Origin of the sequence: Streptomyces sp. NPDC089919 (assembly GCF_040684615.1) — a bacterium.
Taxonomy (GTDB): domain Bacteria; phylum Actinomycetota; class Actinomycetes; order Streptomycetales; family Streptomycetaceae; genus Streptomyces.
Genome location: NZ_JBFBGK010000034.1, coordinates 20,806 through 47,767, shown reverse-complemented (window position 1 = coordinate 47,767; position 26,962 = coordinate 20,806). Strand labels below are relative to the sequence as shown.

Annotated in this window: 22 protein-coding genes; 5 read left to right on the top strand and 17 right to left on the bottom strand. The window is 73.5% G+C overall.

Translation table 11 applies throughout. The features are described from left to right. Positions 1-3: 3 nt before the first annotated feature. The 7 genes from AB0O40_RS16520 to fahA all read right to left on the bottom strand — a co-directional run bounded on the left by AB0O40_RS16520 (position 4) and on the right by fahA (position 8,278). Positions 4-2,709: a fumarate reductase/succinate dehydrogenase flavoprotein subunit gene (locus AB0O40_RS16520; RefSeq protein WP_365041253.1), complete on the bottom strand. Its 2,706-nt coding sequence runs from the start codon at positions 2,707-2,709 to the stop codon at positions 4-6. Positions 2,710-2,726: 17 nt separating this feature from the next. Next, positions 2,727-3,410: an ABC transporter ATP-binding protein gene (locus AB0O40_RS16515; protein ID WP_365041250.1), complete on the bottom strand. Its 684-nt coding sequence runs from the start codon at positions 3,408-3,410 to the stop codon at positions 2,727-2,729. Positions 3,411-3,460: 50 nt separating this feature from the next. After that, positions 3,461-4,411, bottom strand: coding sequence for an ABC transporter permease (locus AB0O40_RS16510; protein ID WP_365041247.1), 951 nt, complete (start codon positions 4,409-4,411; stop codon positions 3,461-3,463). Beyond that, a complete protein-coding gene (locus AB0O40_RS16505) occupies positions 4,411-5,775 on the bottom strand; it encodes an ABC transporter substrate-binding protein (protein ID WP_365041191.1) in 1,365 nt (454 codons plus the stop codon). Before AB0O40_RS16505 ends, AB0O40_RS16510 begins: the two co-directional genes overlap by 1 nt. A gap of 14 nt (positions 5,776-5,789) precedes the next feature. Next, complete coding sequence (locus AB0O40_RS16500) at positions 5,790-6,017, bottom strand: ferredoxin family protein (protein WP_365041189.1); 228 nt, start codon at positions 6,015-6,017, stop codon at positions 5,790-5,792. Positions 6,018-6,069: 52 nt separating this feature from the next. Further along, a complete protein-coding gene (locus tag AB0O40_RS16495; protein ID WP_365041186.1) occupies positions 6,070-6,840 on the bottom strand; it encodes a GntR family transcriptional regulator in 771 nt (256 codons plus the stop codon). 217 nt (positions 6,841-7,057) lie between these two features. Next, entirely contained in the window at positions 7,058-8,278 is a 1,221-nt protein-coding gene (gene fahA / locus AB0O40_RS16490; RefSeq protein ID WP_365041182.1) for a fumarylacetoacetase, read from the bottom strand. A 159-nt stretch (positions 8,279-8,437) separates the two neighbouring features. Here fahA and AB0O40_RS16485 point away from each other — a divergent pair, with 159 nt between their 5' ends. After that, complete coding sequence (locus AB0O40_RS16485; protein WP_365041179.1) at positions 8,438-9,244, top strand: HAD family hydrolase; 807 nt, start codon at positions 8,438-8,440, stop codon at positions 9,242-9,244. Positions 9,245-9,249: 5 nt separating this feature from the next. Here AB0O40_RS16485 and AB0O40_RS16480 read toward each other — a convergent pair whose 3' ends face one another. Continuing rightward, positions 9,250-11,253, bottom strand: coding sequence for a CocE/NonD family hydrolase (locus AB0O40_RS16480; RefSeq protein WP_365041176.1), 2,004 nt, complete (start codon positions 11,251-11,253; stop codon positions 9,250-9,252). A gap of 41 nt (positions 11,254-11,294) precedes the next feature. Continuing rightward, positions 11,295-12,806, bottom strand: a complete 1,512-nt coding sequence (locus AB0O40_RS16475; RefSeq protein ID WP_365041173.1) for a peptide MFS transporter — start codon at positions 12,804-12,806, stop codon at positions 11,295-11,297. Between the two features lie 189 nt (positions 12,807-12,995). Here AB0O40_RS16475 and AB0O40_RS16470 point away from each other — a divergent pair, with 189 nt between their 5' ends. The 4 genes from AB0O40_RS16470 (at position 12,996) to AB0O40_RS16455 (ending at position 16,173) form a co-directional block, all read left to right on the top strand. Continuing rightward, a complete protein-coding gene (locus AB0O40_RS16470; RefSeq protein WP_365041170.1) occupies positions 12,996-14,006 on the top strand; it encodes a polyprenyl synthetase family protein in 1,011 nt (336 codons plus the stop codon). A 196-nt stretch (positions 14,007-14,202) separates the two neighbouring features. After that, the gene (locus AB0O40_RS16465; RefSeq protein ID WP_365041167.1) at positions 14,203-15,468 is read left to right on the top strand and encodes a DUF2092 domain-containing protein; all 1,266 of its coding nucleotides are present in this window, start codon (positions 14,203-14,205) and stop codon (positions 15,466-15,468) included. Positions 15,469-15,601: 133 nt separating this feature from the next. Continuing rightward, on the top strand, positions 15,602-15,805 hold the full coding sequence (locus AB0O40_RS16460) for a hypothetical protein (protein ID WP_365041164.1): 204 nt from the start codon (positions 15,602-15,604) through the stop codon (positions 15,803-15,805). Continuing rightward, complete coding sequence (locus tag AB0O40_RS16455) at positions 15,802-16,173, top strand: hypothetical protein (RefSeq protein WP_365041161.1); 372 nt, start codon at positions 15,802-15,804, stop codon at positions 16,171-16,173. Before AB0O40_RS16460 ends, AB0O40_RS16455 begins: the two co-directional genes overlap by 4 nt. A 120-nt stretch (positions 16,174-16,293) precedes the next feature. Here AB0O40_RS16455 and AB0O40_RS16450 read toward each other — a convergent pair whose 3' ends face one another. The 8 genes from AB0O40_RS16450 to AB0O40_RS16415 all read right to left on the bottom strand — a co-directional run bounded on the left by AB0O40_RS16450 (position 16,294) and on the right by AB0O40_RS16415 (position 26,869). Beyond that, on the bottom strand, positions 16,294-17,607 hold the full coding sequence (locus tag AB0O40_RS16450; RefSeq protein WP_365041159.1) for a M28 family metallopeptidase: 1,314 nt from the start codon (positions 17,605-17,607) through the stop codon (positions 16,294-16,296). A 214-nt stretch (positions 17,608-17,821) separates the two neighbouring features. Further along, positions 17,822-18,811: an EamA family transporter RarD gene (gene rarD / locus AB0O40_RS16445; protein WP_365041157.1), complete on the bottom strand. Its 990-nt coding sequence runs from the start codon at positions 18,809-18,811 to the stop codon at positions 17,822-17,824. 153 nt (positions 18,812-18,964) lie between these two features. Further along, the gene (locus tag AB0O40_RS16440; RefSeq protein WP_365041154.1) at positions 18,965-19,825 is read right to left on the bottom strand and encodes an NmrA family NAD(P)-binding protein; all 861 of its coding nucleotides are present in this window, start codon (positions 19,823-19,825) and stop codon (positions 18,965-18,967) included. 207 nt (positions 19,826-20,032) lie between these two features. Further along, positions 20,033-21,115, bottom strand: coding sequence for a 2-oxoacid:ferredoxin oxidoreductase subunit beta (locus AB0O40_RS16435; RefSeq protein WP_365041151.1), 1,083 nt, complete (start codon positions 21,113-21,115; stop codon positions 20,033-20,035). Continuing rightward, positions 21,108-23,075, bottom strand: a complete 1,968-nt coding sequence (locus AB0O40_RS16430; protein ID WP_365041148.1) for a 2-oxoacid:acceptor oxidoreductase subunit alpha — start codon at positions 23,073-23,075, stop codon at positions 21,108-21,110. The genes AB0O40_RS16435 and AB0O40_RS16430 overlap by 8 nt, the downstream gene beginning before the upstream one ends. Positions 23,076-23,253: 178 nt before the next feature. Next, positions 23,254-23,913, bottom strand: coding sequence for a response regulator transcription factor (locus AB0O40_RS16425; protein WP_365041244.1), 660 nt, complete (start codon positions 23,911-23,913; stop codon positions 23,254-23,256). Positions 23,914-24,185: 272 nt separating this feature from the next. Then, positions 24,186-25,481, bottom strand: coding sequence for a sensor domain-containing protein (locus AB0O40_RS16420; protein WP_365041145.1), 1,296 nt, complete (start codon positions 25,479-25,481; stop codon positions 24,186-24,188). A 191-nt stretch (positions 25,482-25,672) separates the two neighbouring features. Then, complete coding sequence (locus AB0O40_RS16415; protein WP_365041142.1) at positions 25,673-26,869, bottom strand: sensor domain-containing protein; 1,197 nt, start codon at positions 26,867-26,869, stop codon at positions 25,673-25,675. Between the last annotated feature and the right edge of the window lie 93 nt (positions 26,870-26,962).

Sequence of the window (26,962 nt, the reverse complement as noted above, 5' to 3'; positions counted from 1 at the left end):
CCGTTACGGCAGCGCGGGCAGCGGGCGGGCCGCGTAGGCACGGACGTCGGCGTCGGGGTCCTCGAGGACGGCGGCGAGGGCGGTGCGGGCCGCGGGATCGGTGGCGTGCGCCCGCAGGGAGAGCACCGCGGCCTTGCGGACGTCGGCGTTCGGGTCGGCCAGCGCCCCGGCCAGCGCGGCGACCGCCGCCGGCCCGGCGGCCGCCAGGGCCGCCGCCGCACCCGCCCGCACCTGCCAGGCCCCGTCGGCCAGCGCGGCCCGGGCCGGGCCCGCGTACGGCTCCGGGCACCCGGTGACCGCCAGGGCGGCCAGCGCGGCCCCCCGCACCAGCGGGTCCGGATCGGCCAGCAGGGGTGCCAGCGGGTCCGGGGCGGGCGAGCGGACCGCGGCGAGCCCCTTGGCCACCGCCACCCGGACCTCGCGCGCCGGGTCCGCCGCGGCCGCCGCCAGGGCGGCCACCGCGTCCACCGCCACCAGGCCGCGCACCGCGTGGATGCGGACCTCCGGCTCGGGGTCGGCCAGCAGCGCCGCGTACTGCCCGGCGCCGCCCAGCCGCAGGGCCCGCAGCGCCTCCAGTGCGGCCGCCCGCACCACCGGGTCCGGCACCGCCAGCGCGGCGTCCAGCGCCTGCGCCAGCTCCGGACCGGGCTCCAGCACCTCGACCAGCTCCCGCACCGAGGCCGCCGCCGCGGCCCGGACCGCCGCCGCCGGATCGCCCAGCCGGGCGGCCAGCGCGGGCCCGGCCCCGGCCGGCACGGTCTCGGTCAGCGCCGCCACCGCCGCGGCCCGCACCGCCGGGTCCGGATCGGCCAGGTACGGCTCCAGGGCCGCCAGTGCGGGCGACTCCTCGGCCAGCGCCAGCACCTCCAGGACCCGCGGCGAGGTGGCCCCGGTGGCGACCTCCGCCGGGATCCGCGCGGCGGTCCCGGACCCGGCCGGTGCCGGGGCCCCGCCGCCGCCGGCCCGCGCCACGTCCAGCGGCCGGGACTCGCCCAGCGGCCGGGACGCCCCGCCGGCCGGGTCGAAGCCCTCGACCGGCACCAGGTACGGCGCCACCGGCCGGGCGGTGAAGTGCATGGCGCCGGAGGCGGACTTGTACAGGTCCAGGTGGTGCAGCCAGGCCGCGTCGTCCCGCTCCGGGTGGTCCAGCCGCTCGTGGTAGAGCCCCCAGCGGGACTCGGTGCGGGCCAGCGAGGCCCGGGCCGCCATCTCCGCGCAGTCCCGGATGAAGGACACCTCCGCGCAGCGCATCAGCTCGTGCGGGGTCCGCGCGCCCATCCCCTCGATCTCCGCGGTCATCCGCTCGAAGGCCGCCACCGCCAGGGAGAGCCGGGCCCCGGACTTCGGCGGGGCGACGTAGTCGTTGACGAACCGCCGCAGCTTGTACTCCACCTGCGGCTGCGGGGGGCCGTCCGGGTGCCGCAGCGGCCGGTAGACCAGCTCGTGCGCGGCCTCCAGCTGGTCGGCCGGCAACTCGCCCTCGTACGCCCGGTACTGCGCCGCGTCCGCGCCCGCCAGGTCGCCGAAGACGAAGGCGCCGATCATGTAGTTGTGCGGTACGGAGGCCAGGTCCCCGGCCGCGTACAGCCCGGGCACGGTGGTCCGGGCGTGGTCGTCGACCCGCACGCCGGAGGCCGAGTGGCCGCCGCACAGGCCGATCTCGGAGATGTGCATCTCGATGTCGTGGGTGCGGTAGTCGTGGCCGCGGTTCGCGTGGAAGGTGCCGCGGGTGGGCCGCTCGGTGGTGTGCAGGATCGTCTCGAGCGCGCCGACCGACTCCTCCGGCAGGTGGCTCAGTTTGAGGTACACCGGCCCCCGGTCGGAGGCCAGTTCGGCGGCGAACTCCGCCATCATCTGCCCCGACCAGTAGTCGGAGTCCACGAACCGCTCGCCGTGCCGGTTGACCTGGTAGCCGCCGAAGGGGTTGGCCACGTACGCGCAGGCCGGGCCGTTGTAGTCCTTGATCAGCGGGTTGATCTGGAAGCATTCGATGCCGGTGAGCTCGGCCCCCGCGTGGTAGGCCATGGCGTACCCGTCGCCCGCGTTGGTCGGGTTCTCGTACGTGCCGTACAGGTAGCCCGAGGCGGGCAGCCCCAGCCGGCCGCAGGCCCCGGTGGCCAGGACGACCGCCCCGGCGCGGACCGTCACGAACGCGCCGGTGCGGGTGTGGAAGCCGGCCGCGCCCACCGCCCGGCCGCCGGCGGTGAGCACCCGCACCGGCATCACGCGGTTCTCGATCCGGATCCGCTCGCGCATCTCGCGGCGGCGCAGCTGCCGGTAGAGGACCTTCTTGACGTCCTTGCCCTCGGGCATCGGCAGCACGTACGAACCGGAGCGGTGCACCTGGCGGACCGCGTACTCGCCGTGCTCGTCCTTCTCGAACTTCACCCCGTACGACTCCAGCCGGCGGACCATGTCGTAGCCGAGGACCGCGGTCTGGCGGACCGTGGACTGGTCGACGATGCCGTCGTTGGCGCGGGTGATCTCGGCGACGTAGTCGTCCGGTTCGGCGCGGCCGGGGATGACCGCGTTGTTCACCCCGTCCATGCCCATGGCGAGCGCGCCGGAGTGCCGGACGTGCGCCTTCTCCAGCAGCAGGACGTCCGCGCCGCGCTCGGCGGCGGTCAGGGCCGCCATCGTGCCGGCCGTGCCGCCGCCGATGACGAGGACGTCGCAGCGCAGTTCGGTGGCGTCGGTGAGGGCGGGGATCTGCACGGTGGGGCCTTTCAGAGGGAGTCGAGGATCCGGTGCCGCAGCCCGGCGTCGGGGGTGTCCCGGGGGCGCGGGCCGGGGACGTCGAGCACCTCGCCGGTGTGCAGCAGGGCGATGCGGTCGCCGAGCCGCAGGGCCTCGTCCACGTCGTGGGTGACGAAGACGACGGTGCTCGCGCCGCCGGCCTCGCGCAGCACCTCGACGAGGAGGTCCTGCATCTCGCGGCGGGTCTGCGCGTCCAGGGCGCCGAAGGGCTCGTCCATGAGGACGGCCCGGGGGCCGGCGGCGAGGGCGCGGGCGAGCTGGACGCGCTGGCGCTGGCCGCCGGAGAGCTGGTGCGGCAGCTTGTGGAGGTGGCCGGCCAGGCCGACCCGGTCCGCCCAGTCGGCGGCCCGGGCCCGGCGCTCGGGCCGGGGCACCCGGCGGATCCGGAGCGGGAGTTCGATGTTGGCCAGCACCGTGCGCCAGGGCAGCAGGGCGTCCTCCTGGAAGACCAGGGCCCGGTCGGCGCCGGGGGCGGTGACGGCCGCGCCGTCCTGCCGGACCTCACCTTCGAGGGGCGGCAGCAGTCCGGCGAGGGTCCGCAGCAGGGTGGACTTCCCGCAGCCGGACGGCCCGACGACGGCCAGCAGCTCGCCGGGCCCGACGGCCAGGTCGACGGCCCGCGCGGGCCCGTGCGCGAGCCGCACCGCCGCCAGCCGGAGGCCGTCCGGCTCGGCCCGTACCTGTACGTCCACGGTCTGTGCACTCACTGCGGCCTCCCGCCGGTGGTGGTGGTTGCGATGCCGGGGGGCTTGCCCTGCGGGGCTGTTCCCCTACCCGCCCCTTCGCCGTTTCCCGGGGCTGCGCCCCGGCCCCCGTACCGCCGCTCCGCGCCGGTGCGCTCGATCTCCCCCGGACTCCGTCCGGGGGGACCCCCAGCGCGGGCTGGAAACGCCCGGCCCGAGGGCGAGGACGTGCGGGGCAGCCAGGACGTCAGGCGGCGGCCCAGGAGTTCGACCGCCGTGGACGTCAGCCAGCCGAGGAGGCCGATGGTGGCCATGCCGACGAAGACGCCGGGGTAGTCCACGACCGTGTAGTCCTGCCAGGTCCGGTAGCCGACCCCGTACTCGCCGGAGATCATCTCGGCCGAGATCACGCAGATCCACGACACCCCGATCCCCACCGACAGGCCGCCGAAGATCCCCGGCAGCGCCCCCGGCAGGACCACCGAGACCAGCACCCGCAGCCGCCCGCCGCCCAGCGTCAGCACGGCCTCCTCCCACACCGGCGTCAGCGCCCGCACCGCGTGCCGGGTGGAGACCAGGACCGGGAAGAAGGCGGCGGTGCAGGTGATGAAGACGATGCCCTGCTCGTTGCTGGGGAAGAGCAGGATCGCCACCGGCACGAGGGCGATCGCCGGGATCGGCCGCAGCACCTCCAGCACCGGCCCCAGCAGGTCCGCCGTCCAGCGGGACCGGGCCAGCGCGGTGCCCAGCGCCACCCCGAGCACCGCGGCGAGCAGGAAGCCCGACAGGATGCGGGTCAGACTGTCCGTCAGGTCCTGCCAGTACGTGTCCCCGGCCACCCGGTCGGCGAAGGTCCGGGCCACCTCCCCGACGGTGGGGAACTGGTCGAAGCGCAGCCAGAGGTCCACGTCCCAGACGGTGAGCGCCTGCCACAGCCCCAACGCCGCGACCAGCGAGAGCGCCCGCCGGATCACGGCGCGAGCCTGCGGACGGCGTCCCAGTCCACGGTCCGGGCGCCCGGGTGCGCGGCCACGTAGGCCGCCGCGTGCGCCGCGGTCACGAAGGGCACCGGGGTCCGGCCGTCGGCCACCCACACCGCCCGGTCGGCGAACCAGCGGGTGCCGGTGGTCGCATCGGCCACGTACGCCGCCCGCACCCGGTCCGGGCCGACCGCGGCGAGCGCGGCCAGCAGCGCGGAAGTGCTGGGGTAGGTACGGGTCTTCGGTTCGCCCCGGACCCACAGCTCGGGACCGGCGGCGGACGGGGCGGCGGCCGGCCGGCCCGCGGTGGCCCGGGCCAGCGGCGCCGGGTCCACGAAGGCGTCCACGTCCACGTCCCCCACCAGCTTCGCGGACCTCAGCACCGGCACGTCCTGCTTGAGCGCCGCGACCAGCTCGGGCCGCAGCGCCGGGTCGAAGGTGGCGATGCCGGCGGCGCCGTTGTAGAGGTAGACCACCTCGGCGGGCAGGCCGGTGGCCTTCGCGACCGCCTCGGCGTCCTGCACCGGATGGGCCCGCAGGTGGTCGGTGGCCTTGACCTGGGCGCGCAGGAAGTCCTCCAGCAGGCCGGGCCGGCGCTGGGCGAACTCCTCGCGGACGGTGACCCCGTGGAAGGTGGGCAGCCTCAGCTCGCCGCCGTCGTACAGGGCCTTGGCCCGCCCCTGGAAGGCCAGCAGTCCGGGCCAGGCGACGAACTGCGAGAGCGCGTCCACGCTGCCCGCCTGGAGCGCCGAAGCCCCCACCGCGGGCTGCTGGTTGAGCTTGGAGACGTCCTCGGCCGGGTCCAGCCCGGCCCGCTCCAGGGCCCGTACCAGCGTCCCGTCGGCGGCCGAGCCCACGGAGGTGGAGATCCGCTTGCCCTTGAGGTCGGCGAGCGTCCGGGCGTCCGAACCGGTCGGTACCAGCACGGTGTTGAGGGCGCCGGTCAGGTTGTAGCCGGTCACCGAGACCAGCCGGGTGGGCCGGTGCAGCTGCTTGCCGCGGGCCGCGTTGATCAGCAGCGGGAAGTCGCCCATCGAACCGATGTCGATCTTCCCGGCGGTCATCTGGGCGGTGATCGGGGCCCCGGTCGCGTAGTCCTGCCAGACGACCTTGTAGTGCACCCCGTCCTTGCGGCCGCGGGCGGCGAGCTCCTGCTCGAAGTAGCCCAGGGAGCGCAGCAGGGTGCCGGCGGTGACGGTGTTGATGGTCTTGGACTGGTAGCCGACGGTCACCGTGACGGTGCCGCCGGCGCCCGCGCCCGCGTCGTCCCCGCCGCAGCCGGTGGCGGTCAGGGCGAGGGCGAGCAGCGGGGCCGCGAGCAGCGGCCGGGCCGGGCCGGAGCGGGGGCGTGCCATCGGGACGGGTCCTTTCACCGGAGCAGGTAGGGCATGTTGACGGTGACCGCGCCGGTGGGGCACCGGGCCGCGCACGGGCCGCAGTACCAGCACTCGTCCACGTGCATGTAGGCCTTGCCGCTCTCCTGGTGGATGGCCAGCGAGTCGAGCGGGCACATCTCGACGCAGAGGGTGCAGCCGTCGATGCACAGGGACTCGTCGATGGTCACGGGCACGTCGGCACGCTGGGGCGCCAGAGGCATGGCTGTCTCCAGTGAAGGGGTTTCGGGACGGGGCGAAGGGGGCGCGGGCCGGTCAGGCCGAGCGGTGCAGCAGCCCGCTCATGGTGATCCGGTCCCCGCGGAAGCGGATGAACTCCAGGTCGACGGGGCGTCCGTCGCGCAGGTGGGTGAGCCGTTCCAGCATCAGGACGGCGGCCCCGCGCGGGGCCTGGAGGACGGCGGCGGAGTGCGCGTCGGCGTTGACGGCCTCGAGGGTGATCTCGGCGGTGCCCAGCGGCTGGCCGGTCACCGCCTCCAGCAGCTTGAAGACGTCCGTGTGCTCGAGGTCGCAGCCCAGCAGTTCGGCGCCGATGTCGAGCGGGACGTAGGTGAGGTCCAGGGAGAGCGGCAGGCCGCCGAGCCGGCGCAGCCGCTCGATGTAGAGGACGTCGGAGCCCTCCGGCAGCCGCAGCCGGCCGGCCACCGGGGCCGGCGCGGGCACCGCGCCGATGGTGCGGACCTCGTTGGTGACCGGCCCGTGTTCGTGGAGGGTTTCGGCCAGCCCCTGGAGCCGGTCCAGGCCGTGCCGGTACTTCGCGCAGACCACGACCGTGCCCACGCCCGGCTGCCGGGCCACCAACTGCTCGCCGCGCAGCAGGTCCAGGGCCTGGCGGACGGTGTTGCGGCTGGTGCGGTAGTCGGCGGCGAGGGCGTCCTCCAGGGGGAGGACCCGGTCCGGGAAGGCGCCCGCCAGGATCTGGTGGCGCAGCAGGTCGGCGAGTTGCCGGGCCTGGTCCGCGCGCAACCGTCGACGGCGCGCGGCGGCGACCGGGGCGGTGTGCTCACGGGTGCGTTCGGCTGGCATGGCAGGGAACGTACCGCCCGGGTGGCGGTGGTGGTGTTGCAGCGGTGTTGCGCCACCCGACGCTCTGCTCGGACGGCTGTGACCTGCGGTTTCGCGGGGCCGGCGGAAAGATCCGCCACCGCTCTTCCCACCAGGTGGACGGGCCCGGGCGGCCCCGGTGGCCGGATCCCGGCCGTCGCGGGGACGGCCGGGATCGCGGTGGTCCGCAGGAGCGGGTCTAGCGGGCCGGGGTGATGGTGCCGCTGACCTCGCCGAGGGCGATGCGGGCGCCGTCCGGGCCCGGGGCCCAGGCGGTCATGGTGACGGTGTCGCCGTCCTCCAGGAAGGTCCGCTTGCCGTCGGTGAGCTCGATGGCGTCGCGGCCGTTCCAGGTCAGTTCGAGCAGCGAGCCGCGCTGGCCGGTCTCGGGGCCGCTGACCGTGCCGGAGCCGTACACGTCGCCGGTGCGCAGCGAGGCGCCGTTGACGGTCATGTGGGCCAGCTGCTGGGCGGCGGTCCAGTACATGGTGGCGAACGGCGGGGCGGCCACCTCCTGGCCGTTGATCGCGACCGTGATGTGCAGGTCGTAGCCGGCCGGCTCGGTCGCGGCGTCGTCCAGGTAGGGCAGCAGCGGGAAGTCGCGGGCCGGGGGCGCGATCCGGGCCGTGTCCAGGGCCTCCAGCGGGGTCACCCAGGCGGCGACGGAGGTGGCGAAGGACTTGCCGAGGAAGGGGCCCAGCGGGACGTACTCCCAGGCCTGGATGTCGCGCGCGGACCAGTCGTTGAGCAGGAAGAGCCCGAAGACGTGCTCGCGGAAGTCCGCCAGCGCCACCGGCTCGCCGAGCACGGAGGGCGTGCCGACCACGAAGCCCACCTCGGCCTCGATGTCCAGCTTGACGGAGGGGCCGAAGACCGGCGCCGGGTCGGCGGGGGCCTTGCGCTGGCCCGAGGGGCGGACCACGTCGGTGCCGGAGACCACGATGGTGCCGGAACGGCCGTGGTAGCCGATGGGCAGGTGCTTCCAGTTGGGGGTGAGCGCGTCGCCGTCCGGCCGGAAGATCTTCCCGACGTTGGTGGCGTGGTGCTCGCTCGCGTAGAAGTCGACGTAGTCGGCGACCTCGTACGGCAGGTGCATGGTGACGGCGTCGAGGGGCACGAGCAGCGGCTCGACGGCGGCCCGGTGGGCGGGCTCGGTCACCCAGGCGGTCAGCTCGGCGCGGACGGCGCTCCAGGTGGTGCGGCCGGCGGCGAGCAGCGGGTTGAGGGTGGCGGCACCCAGCAGGGCGGCGTGCGGGGAGCCGAGCGCGACGGCTGCTGCGCCCGCATCCAGGACGTGCGCGCCGATCCGCACTCCAATGCGCCGGGGGGAGCCGCCCCCCGTCGAGAACACGCCGTACGGCAGGTTGTGCGGACCGAACGGGTCGCCCTGGGCCAGGTCGAGAGGGCTCTGCTCGGGCATGGGGTGCTGCCTCGCTTTCACGCGGTCCGGGGGTGTCCCGGCGTACACAGTGCGGACGACACGTTACGTGCCGGGCGCGTGGCGCGGGAGGCCGGATTCGGCAGCTATTTATATGACTTGTCCATAAGGCTCCCGGTAAAGATCCGTATTCTTGACGCCGTGACTTCGTCCCTCCCGTTCGCCCTGATCGCCACGGACCTCGACGGCACGCTGCTGCGCGCCGGGGACACCGTCTCACCCCGCTCGTACGCGGCGCTCGCGCGGGCGCGCGACGCGGGCGCCCAGCACATCGTGGTGACCGGACGCCCCGTCCCACAGGTGCGCCACGTCCTGGAAGGGCTCGGGTACGCGGGGCTCGCGGTGTGCGGCCAGGGCGCCCAGGTCTACGACGCCGCCGCCGGCCGGATGCTCAGTTCGGTGACGCTCGACCGGGAGCTCGCCGAGGTCGCCCTGGGCAAGATCGAGGCGGAGATCGGCGAGGTGCACGCCGCGGTGGACCGGGACGGCGTGGACGCCGAGATGCTGCGCGGCCCGGGCTACCGGATGCCGCACCCGCACCTGCCGACGGTGGTGGTCACCCGGCGCGCGGAGCTGTGGTCCGAGCCGATCACCAAGGTCCTGCTCCAGCACCCCAAGCTGGACGACGACGAGCTGACCCGGGTGGCCCGGGGCGTGGTCGGCCACCTCGTCAACGTGACGATGGCGGGGGAGCACACGGTCGAGCTGCAGCCGCCGGGGGTGACCAAGGCCAGCGGGCTGGCCTGGGCGGCGGGGGCGCTGGGGGTGGTGCCCGGGGCCACCATCGCCTTCGGGGACATGCCCAACGACATCCCGATGTTCGTCTGGTCCGGCCACGGCGTGGCCATGGCCAACGCCCACACCGAACTGAAGGCCGTCGCCGACGAGGTGACCCTCTCCAACGAGGACGACGGCATCGCCGTCGTCCTCGACCGCCTCTTCGGCTGACCGCCTCAGCCGGCCGTGCGCGGTACCCGCCGCTCCCACGTCCGGTGGAAGACGACCTCCGTCCCTTCCCGGCAGATCAACTCGTTCGAGAGCACGAACGCAGCCGCATCGCAGGCGGTCTCGGAGCGCGTCTCGACGTGCACGTCCCACCCCGCCTCCGGCCGGTGCAGCCGCACCGACCAGTCCGAGCGGGCCCGCGCCGAGAGGGCGTCCTCGGACTGGATCTCGTACGTCTCCAGCGCGGACTCGGTGAACTCCAGGCCGTCCGGGTACACCCGGGTGCCGCCGTACCGGGGGTCCACCTCCAGCCGCCAGGTGCCGCGCGCCACGTCCCGGACCACCAGCCGCTCGGGCCGGGGCTCGTCCAGCGTCTCGGGGAAGACCACGCCCAGCGGTGGCGCCTGCTCGGCCGCCTCGAAGAGCACCGACTCGCCGGGTACGGGCTCCCGGACCGGCAGTTCCAGCGAGCTGGCGGCCGGGTCCACCGTCCAGCCCGCCTCCGAGCCCGGCCGCGGCCAGATCCACGGCCAGTACGCCGAGGACAGTGCCAGCCGGATCCGGTGGCCGGGGGCGAAGCCGTGCCCGATGGCGTTCAGGTGGAAGGACACGTCCCCGGTGGCCCCCGGCGGCCAGGCCACCGACCGGTCCCGGCCCTCCCGCGCGCCCAGGTTCAGCGCCCCGCGGGTGACCAGGGTCGAGGAGCCGTCCGGGGCCACGTCGCAGACCCGGGCGACGACCTGCCCGTGCGGCACGTCCAGCCGCAGCCGCAGCCGCACCTCGGGCCGGCCCAGGATCTCCAGCGGCCCGCCGTCGGCCGGCACCGGGAACTCGAAGCAGGCCGAGCGGGCGTCCTCCTCCCGCTGGTCGGGCGGCAGGTCCGCGTCGTTGCCGAAGGGGAAGAAGCGGCCCGCGTCCACCCCGGTGTGCTGCGGCGAGGCCACGTGCACGGGCGCGCCCCGGAGCCCGTAGACCACCGGCCGGACGTGCGGCGAGGGCCAGGCCGGGTCGCCGACCCAGCGGCCCTCCATCCGTTCGTAGGTGGTGGCCGGCGGGTGCGAGTCGCTGATCCAGGAGCGCAGCAGCGGCTCCTCGAGGACGCCGGTGTCCGCGTCCTTGAGCCAGTGGTCCCACCAGCGCAGGGTCTCCTGGAGGAAGCCGATGGCCGGGCCCGGCGGCAGGCCGCGGTCCGGGTACTGGTGCGACCAGGGCCCGATCAGTCCGCGCACCCGGTCCGGCGGCAGCGCGGCGACCAGCCGCAGCACGGTGTCGCGGTAGGGGTCGTGCCAGCCGCCGACCGCGAGCACGGCCGCGCCGATCGCGCCGTAGTCCTCGCAGACGCTGCCGTGCCTCCAGTAGGCGTCCCGGGTCTGGTGCGCCAGCCAGGTGTGGACGAGCGGTTCCACCGACTCCAGCCGGTCCAGCCACTGCTCCCGCCAGCCCTCGCCCGCGTACCGGGGGTCCGGCGGGCGGGCGGCGAAGGCCAGCATGGTGGCGCCCCAGGCGTGCATGTCCACGCCCAGCACCGAGCCGCCCATGTAGTGGACGTCGTTGTCGTAGCGGTCGTCGGTGGAGCAGACCGTCACCACGGCCTTGAGCGGTGCGGGCGCCAGCGCGGCGATCTGGAGCGAGTTGAAGCCGCCCCAGGAGATCCCGAACATCCCGACCCGGCCGCTGCACCAGGGCTGGGCCGCCAGCCACTCGACCACCGCCACCCCGTCCGCCAGCTCCCGCGCGTCGTACTCGTCGCCCGGGTGCCCCTCGCTGATGCCGTGGCCGCGGACGTCCACCCGGACCGAGGCGTAGCCGTGGCCGGCGTACCAGGGGTGCCGCTGCCAGTCCCGGGGCGCCGTCCAGTCGGTCAGCCGGTACGGCAGGTACTCCAGCAGCGCGGGCACCGGCGCGTCGGTGACCGGGCGCCAGATCCGGGCGTAGAGGTGGGTGCCCCCGGAGACCGGGATCCGGACGTCCTCGCGGGTGGTCTCGTAGGGGAAGGCGGTACGGATGATCATGCGCGTCCTTCCGGCCGGGCGGGGCGCTCAGGGGAGGGTGCTCAGTGGACGGGGTGCATCGTGCGGCGCAGCCAGGGCGCCAGGGCGATCACGACCAGGCCGACGACCACCGCCAGCGCGCCGTTGAGGCCGAAGTAGACGGGGTTCGAGAGGGTGCCGTAGAGCTTGACGACCTGCGCCTGGATGCCGTTGGCCAGCGCCAGGGACAGGAACCACAGCGCCATCGTCTGGTTGGCGAAGGCCTTCGGCGCGAGCTTGGTGGTGGCGGACATGCCCGAGGTCTCCAGCAGCACGTCCCCGAGCCCGAGCAGCAGGTACGAGCCGACGATCCACCAGGCGGCCATCTTGTAGGAGTCCCCGGTGTGCCCCGAGGTGGGCAGCACCATCAGGAGGAAGGACAGGCCGCCCAGGACCACGCCGATGGCGATCTTGTTGGAGGCGTGCGGCTGCCGGTGCCCCATCCGGGCCCACAGCGCGGCCACCACCGGAGCCAGCGCCACCTCGAAGGCGCCGAGCGCGGAGGCGTACCAGCCGGCCGGGAAGTCGAAGCCCAGGATGGTGGTGCGGGCGTTGGAGGAGGCCAGCAGCATCATCGTGGAGTAGGCCTGGAAGAGGATGAGGTTGAAGGCCACCGAGGCCAGGAAGAGCACGACGTACGGGCGCAGCCGGCCGCGCTCCTCGCGGGTCACCCGGGGGCTGCGGAACATCACCGCGAAGTACACCGCCGGGGCGATCACCGAGATCAGGGTGAGCAGGTCCACGAACCGGTCCATGGTGAGCCAGCCCGCCCCGGCCAGCAGCGCGCACAGGGCGCCGACGGCCAGCAGCCCGCCGGCGATCAGCCGCACCGCCCGCCGCATGGCGTCCGGGGCCAGCGCGAACTCCGCGGAGTGCCTGCGGCCGGCCAGGTGACGGCGGCCGGCGACGTACTGGACCAGGCCGGCGGTCATGCCGATCGCGGCGGCCGAGAAGCCCCAGTGCCAGCCCTGGTGGTCGCCCAGCCAGGCGGTCACCAGCGGTCCGGCGAAGGCGCCGATGTTGATGCCCATGTAGTAGAGGGCGAAGCCGGCGTCCCGCCGGTCGTCGTCGGTGCGGTAGAGCCGGCCGACCATGCTGGCGACGTTGGGCTTGAGCAGGCCGGTGCCGGCGCTGATCAGGCCGAGGCCGACCCAGGTCATGGTGGCGGTGGGGACCGCCATCGCGTAGTGCCCGCAGGCGATCAGGACGCCGCCCCAGAGCACCGCCCGGTACGAGCCGAGGATCCGGTCGGCCAGCCAGCCGCCGCCCACCGAGACGAGGTAGACCATCGTCCCGTACGCCGCCGACACGGAGGCCGCGGTGCCCGGGTCCATGCCCAGGCCGCCGTGGGCCACGGTGTCGGCGAAGTACAGGACGAGGATCGCCTGCATGCCCAGGAAGGAGAAGCGCTCCCAGACCTCGAGGCCCGAGAGGACGGCCAGGCCCCGGGGGTGCCCGAGGAAGGCCCTGGCGTCCTCGGGCGGCGGCTGCCCGCCGGCTTCCGGGCCCGGCCCGTCGGATTCGGTATCGGTCACAGTTCTGGGCAAAAGTCATTCTCCGGTCTAATGAGCTGCACACGAACATACCGGTGCTCTTCGGGCACGGCGATGGAGAAGACGTCCAGGCCCGCTCCGTGATCGAAAATGGACCGGATACGCTGACTTAAGTGATGGCAGCGACACATCGACAATCCGTGTGATCGTCAGCAGACAGGAGTACCCCTCGTGACCGTCGTCGGGCCGTTCGGACTGAGCGTGCGGGACCAGGCTCTTGAGACCGATGTCCAGGCCGGACTTGCGGCCGTCGAGGAGGGTCTGCTCGAGGCCACCAAGAGCGACGTCCCCTTCATCACCGAGGCCGCACAGCACCTGGTGCGGGCCGGTGGCAAGCGGTTCCGCCCCCTGCTGGTGATGCTCGCCTCGCGCTTCGGCGACCCGTACGCACCCAAGATCGTGCCCTCCGCCGTCGTGGTGGAGCTCACCCACCTGGCGACGCTGTACCACGACGACGTCATGGACGAGGCGGACGTCCGCCGCGGGGTACCCAGCGCCAACGCCCGCTGGGGCAACTCCGTCGCCGTCCTGACGGGTGACTTCCTCTTCGCCCGCGCCTCGCACATCCTGGCCGACCTCGGCCCGGAGGCCGTCCGCATCCAGGCCGAGGCCTTCGAGCGGCTGGTCACCGGCCAGATCCTGGAGACCGCGGGCCCCCGCGACGGCCGGGACCCGGTCGAGCACTACCTCGACGTCATGGCCGGCAAGACCGGCTCGCTGGTCGCCGTCTCCTGCCGGTTCGGCGCGATGATGTCCGGCGCCGACGACAGCGTGGTCGACATCCTCACCCAGTACGGCGAGCGGCTGGGCCTGGCCTTCCAGCTGGCCGACGACGTGCTGGACATCGCCTCCGACTCCCACGAGTCCGGCAAGACCCCCGGCACCGACCTGCGCGAGGGCATCCCGACGCTGCCCGTGCTGCGGCTGCGCGCGATGGCCGACCGGGACGGCCGCCCCGAGGACGTCGACCTGGTCGCGCTGCTCGACTCGGACCTCACCGACGACGCCCGGCACGCCGAGGCGCTGGCCCGGCTGCGGGTGCACCCCGCCCTGGAGCAGGCCCGCCGCGACACCGTGCGGTACGCCGAGGAGGCCCGGGCCACCCTCGCGCCGCTGCCGGAGTGCTTCGCCAAGGCCGCCCTCCAGGAGCTCTGCGACGCCGTGGTGCACCGCGCGGGCTGACGCCCCCGGGTGCCCGGCCGGCGTCTGACACCTTCGGCCCCCCGTCCCCTACGGGATGGGGGAGCCCGCGACGCCCCCATGTCATCCCTGCGTAGTACGCCGAGTTGAATCCGTGGTCTGACGCCCCGAAGCCTCCGATTTGGTCAGATGGATGCACGATCCCCACCACATCGGGTGACACGGAGGCAGGACTGACATGGCACCGAACGTAAGCGGAACTCCCGAGGGCGCTCAGGCCGACGAGGCCGCCGACCTCCGGGCGGGCCGCCGCAAGGCCGCCCGGTACGTCGTACCGATCGCGGTGGCGGGCGTGGCCGCCGCGACGATCGGGCTCGTGCCGGCCCTCGCGGCCAACGGGAACCCGGACCTCCCGAAAATCACGGCCCAGCAGCTGATCGAGAAGATCGCCGCCTCGGACACCGAACAGCTCTCCGGCACGGCCAAGGTCAAGACCGACCTGGGCCTGCCCTCCTTCACCGACGGCCTGCTCGGCGGCGCGCTGGCCGGGGTGGCCGGCGGCTCCGGCGGCGGCTCGGCCGACCCGCAGGCCAAGCTCACCCAGCTGGCCATGGGCACGCACACCTTCAAGCTCGCGGCGGACGGCCCCGACCGCCAGAAGCTCACCTTCGTGGACGGCAAGGACCAGTACACCCTCGTCCACAACGGCAAGGACGTCTGGGGCTACGACAGCAAGTCGAACCAGGCCTTCCACGAGCAGCAGGACGGCGCGGCCGGGCACGCCCGCGGCGAGCGCCCGGCGGGTACCCCGGGCACGCCCAAGGAGTTCGCCCAGGAGGCCCTGAAGGCCGCCGGGCCCACCACCGACGTGCGGGTGGGCGACACCGCGCAGATCGCCGGCCGGGACGCCTACCAGCTGGTCCTCGAGCCCAAGGGCAGCGGCTCCACGGTCGGTTCGGTCCGGATCGCGGTGGACGCGAAGACGGGTACGCCGCTGCGCTTCCAGCTGCTCTCCAGCGAGGGCGGCAAGCCGATCGTCGAAGCCGGCTTCACCCAGGTCGACTTCGGCAAGCCGGCCGCGGGCACCTTCGACTTCACCCCGCCCAAGGGCGCGAAGCTGACCGAGGGCGCCGAGGCGGGCAAGGGCGGGGACAAGGGCAAGGACGGCCACGAGGAGCTGTTCAAGGGCCTGGAGGCCGTCCCCGGCCTCGGTGACCTCGGCGCCGGCGGCGGCGAGACCCGGGTGATCGGCGAGGGCTGGTCGGCCGTGGCCGAGATCAGCACCGGCGCGAAGGGCGGCCTGGACGCCGCCCAGGGCAAGGACGTCCCGAAGCAGGCCCAGGGCTTCCTGGACTCGCTGGGCGACAAGGTCTCCGGGAAGTTCGGCAGCGGCCGGGTGCTGTCGACCCGTCTGGTCAACGCCCTGGTCACGGACGACGGCAAGGTCTACGTCGGCGCGGTCACCAAGGACGCGCTGGTGAAGGCCGCCAACTCGGCGAAGTAACCGCCGCGGCAGGACACGAGGCGGCCCGGGACCTGTCCCGGGCCGCCTTCCGCGTGCCCGGGGACTTCCGCGTGCCCGGGGTCTTTTGCGCACCCCACCGCCCGTACAGCCGGGCCGCTGTACGGTGGTGGGCATGTCGAGACACGTCACCATCCGCCTGGACGAGGAGTTCCACGACCGCCTCAAGGCGCGGGCCGCGGCGCTGGGGACGACCGTCACCGCCCTGATCACCGAGGTCACCGAGCGGGAACTGGACGAGGACCGGAGCAGCTTCCTCGCCGGCATCGAGGAGTTCGCGGACCACTGGGGCTACTTCCAGGAGCGGTTCGGCACTTGAAGATCACCGAAGAGTGGGCCTGGACCGCACTGGCCCACCACCTGCCGTCCGACCCGGCGGTCTGGGACCCCTCCGGGGTGGTCGCCGCCGTGGCCCGGCACCAGAGCGACCTGGTGCTGCTGCCGGACGCGCCCGCCCCGGACATCGCCTGGCGGGCCGCGGCCTTCCTGCACACGCTGGCCGTCTGCCCGGCGCTGGAGTCGCCGATGAACGAGTTCTACGCGGCCGCCGCCACCCGCTCCTACCTGCGGGTGGCCGGGGCGGCCCAGTTGCCCTCGCCGGAGGCGCTGGGCGACCTGGTGGAGGCCGCCAAGCTCGGCAAGGCCGACATCGCCACCGTCGCCGAGGAACTGCGCGGGCTGATCTGAGGCGGCCGGCCCGGCTGCCGGTGACCGACGGCCGGTGACCGGTACCGACGGCCGGCGGCCGGGCCCCTGAGGGACCCGGCCGCCGTCGCTCCACAGCTCACACCCGCTGCCGCACCCCGGTCAGAAGGTCAGCTTCCAGCTGTTGATGTAGCCGGTGTCCTGCGCGGCCACGTCCTGGACCTTGAGTTTCCAGACGCCGTTGGCCACCTCGCTCGAGGCGTTGACGGTGTACGTCGCGACGACGTTGTCCGCCGAGTCGTTGGAGGAGGAGTTCTTCAGCCGGTAGGCCGTACCGTCCGGCGCCACCAGGTCCACGACCAGGTCACCGCGCCAGGTGTGGACGATGTTCACGTCCACCTTGAGGGTCGCCGGCGCGTTCCCGGTGACGCCCGAGACGGTGATCGGGGAGGTCACGGCCGCCCCGGCGTCGGGGATCGCCACGTCGGCGGTGTTCTCGAAGGACGGGCCCGGCGGGACGGTGGTGCCGGCGCCCAGGGTCCAGATCGCGTAGGCGATGGCGTCGCTGTTGCGGTCCAGGGCGGTGTCGTTGATGTTCGCCGAGGTGTCGCAGGAGGAGTGGTAGCAGCGGTCGAAGGCCTGACCGGAGGTGCCGCCCCACTTCTGCGCCTGGGCCGCGGTCTTGGTGTAGTCGGCGCCGGAGAAGAGGCCGCCGACCGGGATGCCGACGTTCTTGAACGGCGCGTGGTCCGAGCGGCCGTCGCCCTCGGTCTCGATCTCGGTCGGGATGCTCACCGTGGCGAAGTAGTCCTTGAAGACCTTCTCCAGCGCCGGGTCGTCGTCGTAGACGAAGTAGCCCGGGTTCGGCGAGCCGATCATGTCGAAGTTCAGGTAGCCGGATATCTTCGCGCGCTCGGCGGCCGGCAGGTTGTTGACGTAGTACTTCGACCCGACCATGCCCAGCTCCTCCGCGCCCCACCAGCCGAAGCGCAGGTGCTTGGTGGGCTGGAGGCCGGCGCGGGAGACGGCCAGCGCGGTCTCCAGGATGCCGGCGGAGCCGGAGCCGTTGTCGTTGATGCCGGGGCCCGCGGTGACCGAGTCCAGGTGCGCGCCGGTCATCAGCACGGAGTTGGGGTCGCCGCCGGGCCAGTCGGCTATGAGGTTGTAGCCGGTGGCGCCGCTGGAGGTGAAGGTCTGGAGCGTGGTGGTGAAGCCGGCGGCGTCCAGCTTGCCCTTCACGTAGTCGATCGAGGCCTTGTAGCCGGTGCGGCCGTGGGCGCGGTTGCCGCCGTTGTTGGTCGCGATGGTCTGCAGCTGGGCCAGGTGCGCCTTGACGTTGGCGACCGGGATGTCCGGCGGGGTGGGCGCGGCGGCGGCCGTGGGGACGGCCAGCGCCGCGGGGGCGGTCGTGGAGAGCAGGCCGGCGACCGCGAGTGCGGTGGCCGCGGCCAGCCGTCGGGACACGGAGAAGCTCATGTGGGGGCTCCGGAATTCCGTACGGGGACAGGACGGAACGTGCGTGGGGGTGCGGGGGGAGCGGAGCGAGCTGTGGAGCAGCTGTGCGTGGGCTGAATGTTCAGCGAGAGCCTGACTCACCGTCAAGAGCGGAAACCGGTCACAGGTGTTCGACATACGGACAAACGCCCGCACGGGGATCCGTGCGGGCGTCCGGGACGGTGAGACTGGAGGGTTAGGCCGATTCTGCCGCGGCGGCCGGGGCGGGGGAGGCGGCGCCGGGCGCCCCGCCGGTCCCGGCGGCGGGCACGGCCGCCCGGGCGGCCGCGGCCCGGGCCCGGGTGCGCCGGGCGGTCCGCAGCGCGTCCCAGGTCAGCAGCGCCAGCGCGGCCCATACCAGCCCGAAGCCGGCCCACCGCTCGGGCGGCATCGCCTCGTGGAAGTACAGGACGCCCAGCCCGAACTGGAAGACCGGGGCGAGGTACTGGAGCAGGCCCAGGGTGGAGAGCGGCACCCGGATCGCGGCCGCGCCGAAGCAGATCAGCGGGATGGCCGTGACGATGCCGGTGCTGGCCAGCAGGGCGCCGTGGCCCGCGCCGCCGTGCGTGAAGGTGCTCTGGCCGGCCGCGGTCAGCCAGAGCAGGTAGCCGAGGGCGGGCAGGAACTGGATCGCGGTCTCGGCGGCCAGCGACTCCAGCCCGCCGAGGTTGACCTTCTTCTTGATCAGCCCGTACGAGCCGAAGGAGAAGGCCAGCGTCAGGGCGATCCACGGCGGCCGGCCGACCCCGACGGCGAGCACCACGACCGCGGAGAAGCCGATGGCCACGGCCGCCCACTGGGCGGGCCGCAGCCGCTCGCCGAGCAGCAGCACCCCCAGTCCGATGCTGACCAGCGGGTTCACGAAGTAGCCGAGCGAGGCGTCCACCACGTGCCCGGTGTTCACCGACCAGATGTAGACGCCCCAGTTGACGGTGATCACGGCCGCGGCCGCCGCGGTCAGCGCCAGCCGGCGGGGCTGCCGCAGCAGCTCGCCGATCCAGGACCAGCGGCGGAGCACGACCAGCGCCACCCCGACCACGACCAGTGACCAGACCATCCGGTGGGCCAGGATCTCGATCGCGCCCGAGGGCTTCAGGAGCGGCCAGAAGAGCGGGACCAGGCCCCACATGCCGTACGAGGCGAAGCCGAAGAGGAGTCCGGCCCGCCGCTCGTCGTCTGCCTTCACGAACCCTCCAGAGCCGCCGTGGCCGATTGCACGACCGTAGCGGCCGGAAGGTCACCTGTCATGCCCGTTCTCACGGATCGGTCATGACCTTGACCGGCCGGCCGCCGGGGCGGGTGGTGCAGGTCGGGCGCGGTCCCCGGCCGGCCGGGGTGCTCAGGCCAGCGCGGCCGCGATGGCCTCGGCGACCGGGGTGGTGGGCCGGCCGATCAGCCGGGCCAGGTCGCCGTTGCTGCGGGACAGCAGGCCCCGGGCGATCGCCGCGTCCACGTCGACCAGGATCCCGGCGAAGTCCTCGGGCAGGCCGTTGTGCTTCAGGACCTCCAGGTGGGCGGTGGCCGGCAGGTCGGAGTGCGCGACCGCGGTGCCGCTCTGAGCCGCGACCTCGGCCGCGTACTCGTCCAGGCTCCAGGCCCGGTCGCCGCTGAGCTCGTAGGCCCGGCCGAGGTGGTCGGCGACGTCGCCGGTGAGCACGGCCGCCGCGGCGGCGGCGTAGTCGGCCCGGGCGGCGGAGGCGATCCGGCCGCCGGCGGTGCTGCCCACCACGGCGCCGTTGGAGACCGCCGCGGCCACGCTGACCGTGTAGTTCTCGTGGTACCAGCCGTTGCGCAGGAAGGTGTAGGGCAGGCCGGCGGCGAGGACGGCGTCCTCGGTGGCCCGGTGCTCGGCGGCCAGCTCGAAGTCCGCCTCGGGGCCGCCGAGGATGCCCGTGTACGCGAACTGCGCGACCCCGGCCTCGCGGGCCGCCTCGATCACCGCGAGGTGCTGGGGGATCCGGCGGCCCACCGCGTTGCCGGAGATCAGCAGGACCCGGTCGCCGGCCTGGAAGGCGGCGGCCAGGGTCTCGGGCCGGTCGTAGTCGGCGACCTTCACCACGACCCCGCGCGCGGCCAGGCCCGCGGCCTTGTCCGCGTCCCGGACCAGGGCGGTGATCCGGCCGGCGGGGACGGTGGCGAGCAGTTCCTCGATGACGAGGCTGCCCAGGGCTCCGGTGGCTCCGGTGACGACGATGCTCATGGCGGGCTCCTTGTGGGATGCGGGCGGGGCGGGCCCCGGGGGTGCTCGTAGCGCTACCCTATCGATAGCGCTTACTTTTTGAAAGTGCTGATGTGGTGGAGTTCGAGCGGTCGTGCGGTGTTCCTCGAGCGGACCCCGGACGCAGCGAGGCCCGGATCTCCACGAGGAGATCCGGGCCTGTGCGACGGGCCGGGGCGGCGCGGGCGGCTAGCCCACGACCGTCCAGGTGTCGTTGCCGGCGAGCAGGGCGCCGAGGTCGCCCTTGCCGCGCTGCTCGACGGCCTGGTCCAGCTGGTCGGCCATCTGCGTGTCGTACACCGGCCGGGACACGCTGCGGAAGACGCCGATCGGGGTCTGGTGGAGCGTGTCGGGGTCGGCGAGCCGGGAGAGCGCGAAGGCGGTGGTGGGCGAGGCCGTGTGGGCGTCGTGCACCAGGATCCGCGCCTCGTTCTCCGGGGTCACCTCGACCACCCGCAGGTCGCCGGTGGCCGGGTCGCGCAGCACGCCCTTGCGCAGGTCCGCGCCGAAGCGGATCGGCGCACCGTGCTCGAGGCGGATGACCGCCTCCTGCGCCAGGTCGTTGTCCTTCAGGACCTCGAAGGCGCCGTCGTTGAAGATGTTGCAGTTCTGGTAGATCTCCACCAGGGCCGTGCCCGGGTGGTCCGCCGCCTGCCGCAGCACCTCGGTGAGGTGCTTGCGGTCGGAGTCGACGGTGCGCGCCACGAAGGACGCCTCCGCGCCCAGCGCCAGCGACACCGGGTTGAAGGGGGCGTCCAGCGAGCCCATCGGGGTGGACTTGGTGATCTTGCCGACCTCGGAGGTGGGCGAGTACTGGCCCTTGGTCAGCCCGTAGATCCGGTTGTTGAACAGCAGGATCTTCAGGTTGACGTTCCGCCGCAGGGCGTGGATCAGGTGGTTGCCGCCGATGGAGAGCGCGTCGCCGTCACCGGTGACCACCCACACGCTCAGGTCCCGGCGCGAGGAGGCCAGGCCGGTGGCGATGGCCGGGGCGCGGCCGTGGATGGAGTGCATCCCGTAGGTGTTCATGTAGTACGGGAAGCGGGAGGAGCAGCCGATGCCGGAGACGAAGACGATGTTCTCCTTCGCCAGTCCGAGCTCGGGCATGAAGCCCTGCACGGCGGCGAGGACGGCGTAGTCGCCGCAGCCCGGGCACCAGCGCACTTCCTGGTCGGACTTGAAGTCCTTCATGGACTGCTTGCCCTCGGCCTTGGGGACCAGGGACAGCAGGGTGCGCTCGATGCTCTCGGGGCGGGTGCTCGTCTCAGTCATTGATGGCCTCCTTGAGGGCCTCCGCGAGCTGCTCGGCCTTGAACGGCATTCCGTTGACCTGGTTGTACGACTGGGCGTCGACGAGGTACTTCGCCCTGAGCAGGGTCGCGAGCTGCCCGAGGTTCATCTCCGGCACCACTACCTTGTCGTAACGCTTCAGGACCTCGCCCAGATTCCGCGGGAACGGGTTGAGGTGGCGCAGGTGGGCCTGGGCCACCGGCAGCCCGGCCAGCCGCAGCCGGCGGACCGCGGCCGTGATCGGGCCGTAGGTGGACCCCCAGCCGATCACCAGCGTCCGGGCGCCGTCCGGGTCGTCGACCTCCAGGTCCGGGACCTCGATGCCGTCGACCTTGGCCTGGCGGGTGCGGACCATGAAGTCGTGGTTGGCCGGGTCGTAGGAGATGTTGCCCGTGCCGTCCTGCTTCTCGATGCCGCCGATCCGGTGCTCCAGACCGGGCGTGCCCGGCACCGCCCACGGGCGGGCCAGGGTTTGCGGGTCGCGCTTGTACGGCCAGAAGACCTCGGTCCCGTCGGCCAGCTCGTGGTTCGGGCCGCTCGCGAACCGCACCCGCAGGTCGGGCAGCTCGTCCACGTCCGGGATCCGCCACGGCTCGGAGCCGTTGGCCAGGTAGCCGTCCGAGAGCAGGAAGACCGGGGTCCGGTAGGTCAGCGCGATCCGGGCCGCGTCCAGCGCCGCGTCGAAGCAGTCCGCCGGGGTCTTCGGCGCCACGATCGGCACCGGCGCCTCGCCGTTGCGGCCGTACATCGCCTGGAGCAGGTCGGCCTGCTCGGTCTTGGTGGGCAGGCCGGTCGAGGGGCCGCCGCGCTGGATGTCCACGATCAACAGCGGCAGCTCCAGCGAGACCGCCAGGCCGATGGTCTCCGACTTGAGCGCCACGCCCGGGCCGGAGGTGGTGGTCACCGCCAGCGAGCCGCCGAAGGCCGCGCCCAGCGCGGCGCCGATGCCGGCGATCTCGTCCTCGGCCTGGAAGGTCCGCACGCCGAAGTTCTTGTGCTTCGACAGCTCGTGCAGGATGTCCGAGGCCGGGGTGATCGGGTACGAGCCCAGGTAGAGCGGCAGGTCCGCCTGCCGGCCGGCGGCGATCAGGCCGTAGGACAGGGCGAGGTTCCCGGAGATGTTCCGGTAGGTGCCGGTCGGGAAGGCCTTGGTGGCCGGCGCGACCTCGTAGGAGACCGCGAAGTCCTCGGTGGTCTCGCCGAAGTTCCAGCCGGCCCGGAAGGCCGCCACGTTCGCCTCGGCGATCTCCGGCTTCTTGGCGAACTTCGAGCGCAGGAAGCGCTCGGTGCCCTCGGTGGGGCGGTGGTACATCCAGGACAGCAGGCCCAGCGCGAACATGTTCTTGCTGCGCTCGGCCTCCTTGCGGGGCAGCCCGAACTCCTTCAGCGCCTCGACCGTCAGCGTCGTCAGCGGCACCGGGTGGACGTGGTACGCCTCCAGCGAGCCGTCCTCCAGCGGTGAGGTGTCGTAGCCGACCTTGGCCATCGGGCGCTTGGTGAACTCGTCGGTGTTGACGATGATCTCCGCGCCCCGCGGCACGTCGCCGATGTTGGCCTTCAGGGCCGCCGGGTTCATCGCCACCAGGACGTTCGGCGCGTCACCCGGCGTCAGGATGTCGTGGTCGGCGAAGTGGAGCTGGAAGGAGGAGACGCCCGGCAGGGTGCCGGCGGGGGCCCTGATCTCGGCGGGGAAGTTCGGCAGCGTCGAGAGGTCGTTCCCGAACGACGCCGTCTCCGAGGTGAAGCGGTCACCCGTCAACTGCATACCGTCACCCGAGTCGCCCGCGAAGCGGATGATGACCCGGTCGAGTCGGCGGACTTCCTTCGCGCTCTGTTCGCCCGCGGCGGCACCGGCGGCCTCGGCGGGCGCACGCTGCTCCCCGACGACCGCCTCCTCGGCTCCGTCGGCCTGATCGGCTGGGCTACTGACCTGGCTGGTCACTGAACTGGACCTCCTTCGAGGCGTGAGCGTCCCAAAACCAACCCTACGTCGGTAAGGGTGCCCTTCCTTAGGGCTCTCACATGCTGGATGCGCAAATGAGACGACGTGCCCGTGGGACGACTGGCCATGGCGGATTTTCCGGCACTCGCTGGCGACTTTCTGACAGGGTGTCAGGCAGTCAGGAATTCAGGTAGGTGAGGACGGCGAGCACCCGGCGGTGATCCCCGTCACTCGGCGACAGGCCGAGCTTCATGAAGATGTTGCTGACGTGCTTCTCCACCGCGCCGTCGCTGACCACCAGCTGCCGGGCGACCGCGGAGTTCGTCCGGCCCTCCGCCATCAGTCCCAGCACCTCCCGCTCGCGGGGGGTCAGCCCGGCCAGCACGTCCTGCTTGCGGCTGCGGCCCAGCAGCTGGGCGACCACCTCCGGGTCCAGTGCGGTACCGCCGCGGGCCACCCGGACCACGGCGTCGACGAACTCGCGCACCTCGGCGACCCGGTCCTTGAGCAGGTAACCGACCCCGGTGCTCGAGCCGGCCAGCAGTTCGGTGGCGTACTGCTCCTCGACGTACTGCGAGAGGACCAGCACCCCCACGCCCGGGTGCTCCCGGCGCAGCCGCACGGCCGCCCGGACGCCCTCGTCGGTGTGGGTGGGGGGCATCCGCACGTCCGCGACGACCACGTCCGGCAGCCCCTCGCCCGCGGCCAGGTCGGCGATCGTCTTGAGCAGTGCCTCCGCATCCCCGACGCCGGCTATGACCTCGTGACCGCGGTCCGTGAGGAGCCGTGTCAGGCCCTCCCGGAGCAGCACCGAATCCTCGGCGATGACCACCCGCACCCTGTCCTGCTCCACGTTCAGCAGCTCCCGCACTCGCTCGGTTCCGGCACCTCAGTAAAGCCAAGCATCCCAGTCTCGGGGACGAGTTGGAGTCAGGCTCATGACGCGTCGGCCGCCCCGTGGCCGGAGGTTCGAGGTCCGTTTCCGGCCGCCCGGCGCGGTACGGGCCTCCGGGCGCGCGGACGCCCCGGCGCCGGGGGGCGGGCGCCGGGGCGGGTCGGGGGTGCTGCGGGGACGGGCCGGGGACCGGGCTCGGGCGGCGAATCCGCGGGTCAGCCGCGCCAGGGCAGCTCGGCGGTGACCCGGGTGCCGCCGGCCTCGGGGGACTCCACGAGCAGCACCCCGTCCACCGCGCCGATCCGCTCGGTCAGCCCGGCCAGCCCGGTGCCGCCGCCGACGGCCGCGCCGCCCCGGCCGTCGTCCGAGACCTGGATCATCAGCCGCTCTCCGGACCGCCAGATGTCCACCCCGGCCGAGCGGGCCCCGGAGTGCTTGCTGATGTTCTGCAGCAGCTCCGAGACCGTGAAGTACGCGATCCCCTCGATGGCGGGCGCGGGCCGGGCCGGCAGCTCCACCTGCACCCGGACCGGGACGGTGCAGCGAGCGGCCAGCGAGGACAGCGCCGCGTCCAGCCCCCGGTCGGTGAGCACCGCCGGGTGGATGCCCCGGGCCAGGTCCCGCAGCTCCTGGAGGGCCAGCTTCACCTCGCCGTGCGCCTCGTCCACCATCCGCGCGGCGGCCTGCGGGTCCGCCGGCAGCTTCTCCTTGGCCAGACCGAGGTCCATGGCCAGGTTCACCAGCCGGGCCTGCGCCCCGTCGTGCAGGTCGCGCTCGATCCGCCGCAGGTCGGCGGCCGCGGTGTCGACCACCACGCCCCGGTCCGACTCCAGCTCGGTGACCCGGTCCGCCAACCGCGACGGCCCGAGCAGCCCGGCCACCAGGGCCCGGTCCACCGCCGCCAGGCCCCGGACCAGCCAGGGCGTCACGAAGACCAGCAGCACGCCGACGGCACAGGCGGCGGCGATCCGCAGTGGGGAGTCGAGGTAGAAGCCGTCGCCGTGGCCGTCCCCGTACAGCTGGAGCCCCGGCTGGTCGGTGAAGGTGGGGAAGACCCACTGCCAGGCCGGGTACAGCGCCATCGCCCAGCCGTACGTCATGAAGGTCAGGGCCACGCAGAAGGAGAAGACGGCCCAGGGGAAGTGGATCACCATGTAGAGCGCGTGCCGCCAGTTCGCCCCGCTCTTGAGCATCGCCCCCATCCAGGCCAGCGGCCCCTTGGCCCGCCGCAGCGGCGCCGGCGCCGCGACCTCGAGCCCGAGCAGCCCCCGGGCCCGGGCCCGCTCCACGGCCCCGAAGCCGCGGAACACCCCCAGCGACCAGGCCAGCAGCGGGACGCCGAGGAAGGTGACCAGCAGGCCCGCCCCGGCCGAGAGCAGCGTGACCGCGACGCAGAAGTACAGGGTGCTGAGCGGGAAGCCCACCATGATGTGGCCGAACTCCCGCCAGGTCCGCCCCTCGAACGGCGCCCGCACCACCGCGTACCGCCCCCGCCGCTGCCCGTTCTCCATGCCCCGCTCCGTCCTCGACCCGTCCGTCCTGCCTACCCCTCCAATCTCGCCCCCCGCCGCCCCCGATCCCATCCGGCACGTCGGCGTCCCGACCGGGGGGTTATCCCCACCCTGTGCATGCAGCCCGACCGCCCCCCACGACAAGCCGAAGGCCCGGACCCCCCCCAGGGCCCGGGCCTTTGACCGGCAGCTCACACCCGGTCCCGCCACGGCAGCTCCGCCGTCACCACCGTCCCCCCGCCCTCCGGCGAGGAGACCAGGAAGACGCCGTCCACCGCCCCCAACCGCTCCGACAGCCCCGCCAGGCCCGTCCCCGAGGACAGCGTCGCCCCGCCCACCCCGTCGTCCGAGACCCGCAGCAGCAGGCGGCCGCCGCCGCGCCCCGCGGTCCGCCGCACCTCGACGACCGCCGAGCCGGCCCGGGAGTGCTTGCTGATGTTCTGCAGCAGCTCCGAGACCGTGAAGTACGCGATCCCCTCGATGGCCGGGGCGGGCCGGGCCGGCAGGTCCACCTGCACCCGTACCGGCACCAGGCAGCGGGCCGCGACCGCGGAGAGCGCCGCGTCCAGCCCCCGGTCCGTCAGGACCGCCGGGTGGATCCCCCGCGCCAGGTCCCGCAGCTCCTGGAGCGCCAGCTTCACCTCGCCGTGCGCCTCGTCGACCATGGCCGCCGCCGCGTCCGGGTCCTCGAGCAGCTTCTCCTTCGCCAGGCCCAGCCCCATGGCCAGGTTCACCAGCCGGGCCTGCGCCCCGTCGTGCAGGTCGCGCTCGATCCGCCGCAGGTCGGCGGCCGCGGTGTCGACCACCACGCCCCGGTCCGACTCCAGCTCCGCGATCCGCTGCTCCAGTTCGTCGGAGGGCGCGAGCAGCCCCCGCACCATGGCCCGGTCGACGTTGGCCATCAGCCGTACCAGGTACGGCAGTACCGGCCACAGCACGAAGAGCCCGGTCAGCGCCACGGTGAAGGTCAGGATCCCCCACGGCAGTCGCAGCGCCCCGAAGAGCACCGCCCGCCAGGCGACCGGGTCCTTCAGGCTCGTCCACAGCCAGGGGAAGAAGCCGTTGCGGGTGGGGATGGCGGAGGGGTCCTCGACGTGCGTCCCCAGCAGCAGCCGGGCACGGGTCCGCTCGAGCCGGGCCAGCTGGCGGGCGCCGAGCAGCCCGGCGGCCAGCAGCGGCAGTCCGACGGCCGTGACGGCGAGACCGCCCGATACGCCGATCATGACAACTACGTAAACAAATCCGATCAACGCCATCGGCAGATTGACCAGAAGGTGCACCAGCTCGCGGCAGGTGTCCGCCGAGAAGACGGGACGGACGGGGGGCGGGCGCTCGTGGTCGGCGACTTCCGCGGCGGCCGGGCCGCTGCCGGTGATGATCGTGGTCATGACCGACAGCCTGCCGGTACGGAGGCCGCTGATGCCATGGGGTGGCCGGGCGTCGGTGAACGGGGGATAACCCCACCCCGCTTTTTGCAGGCC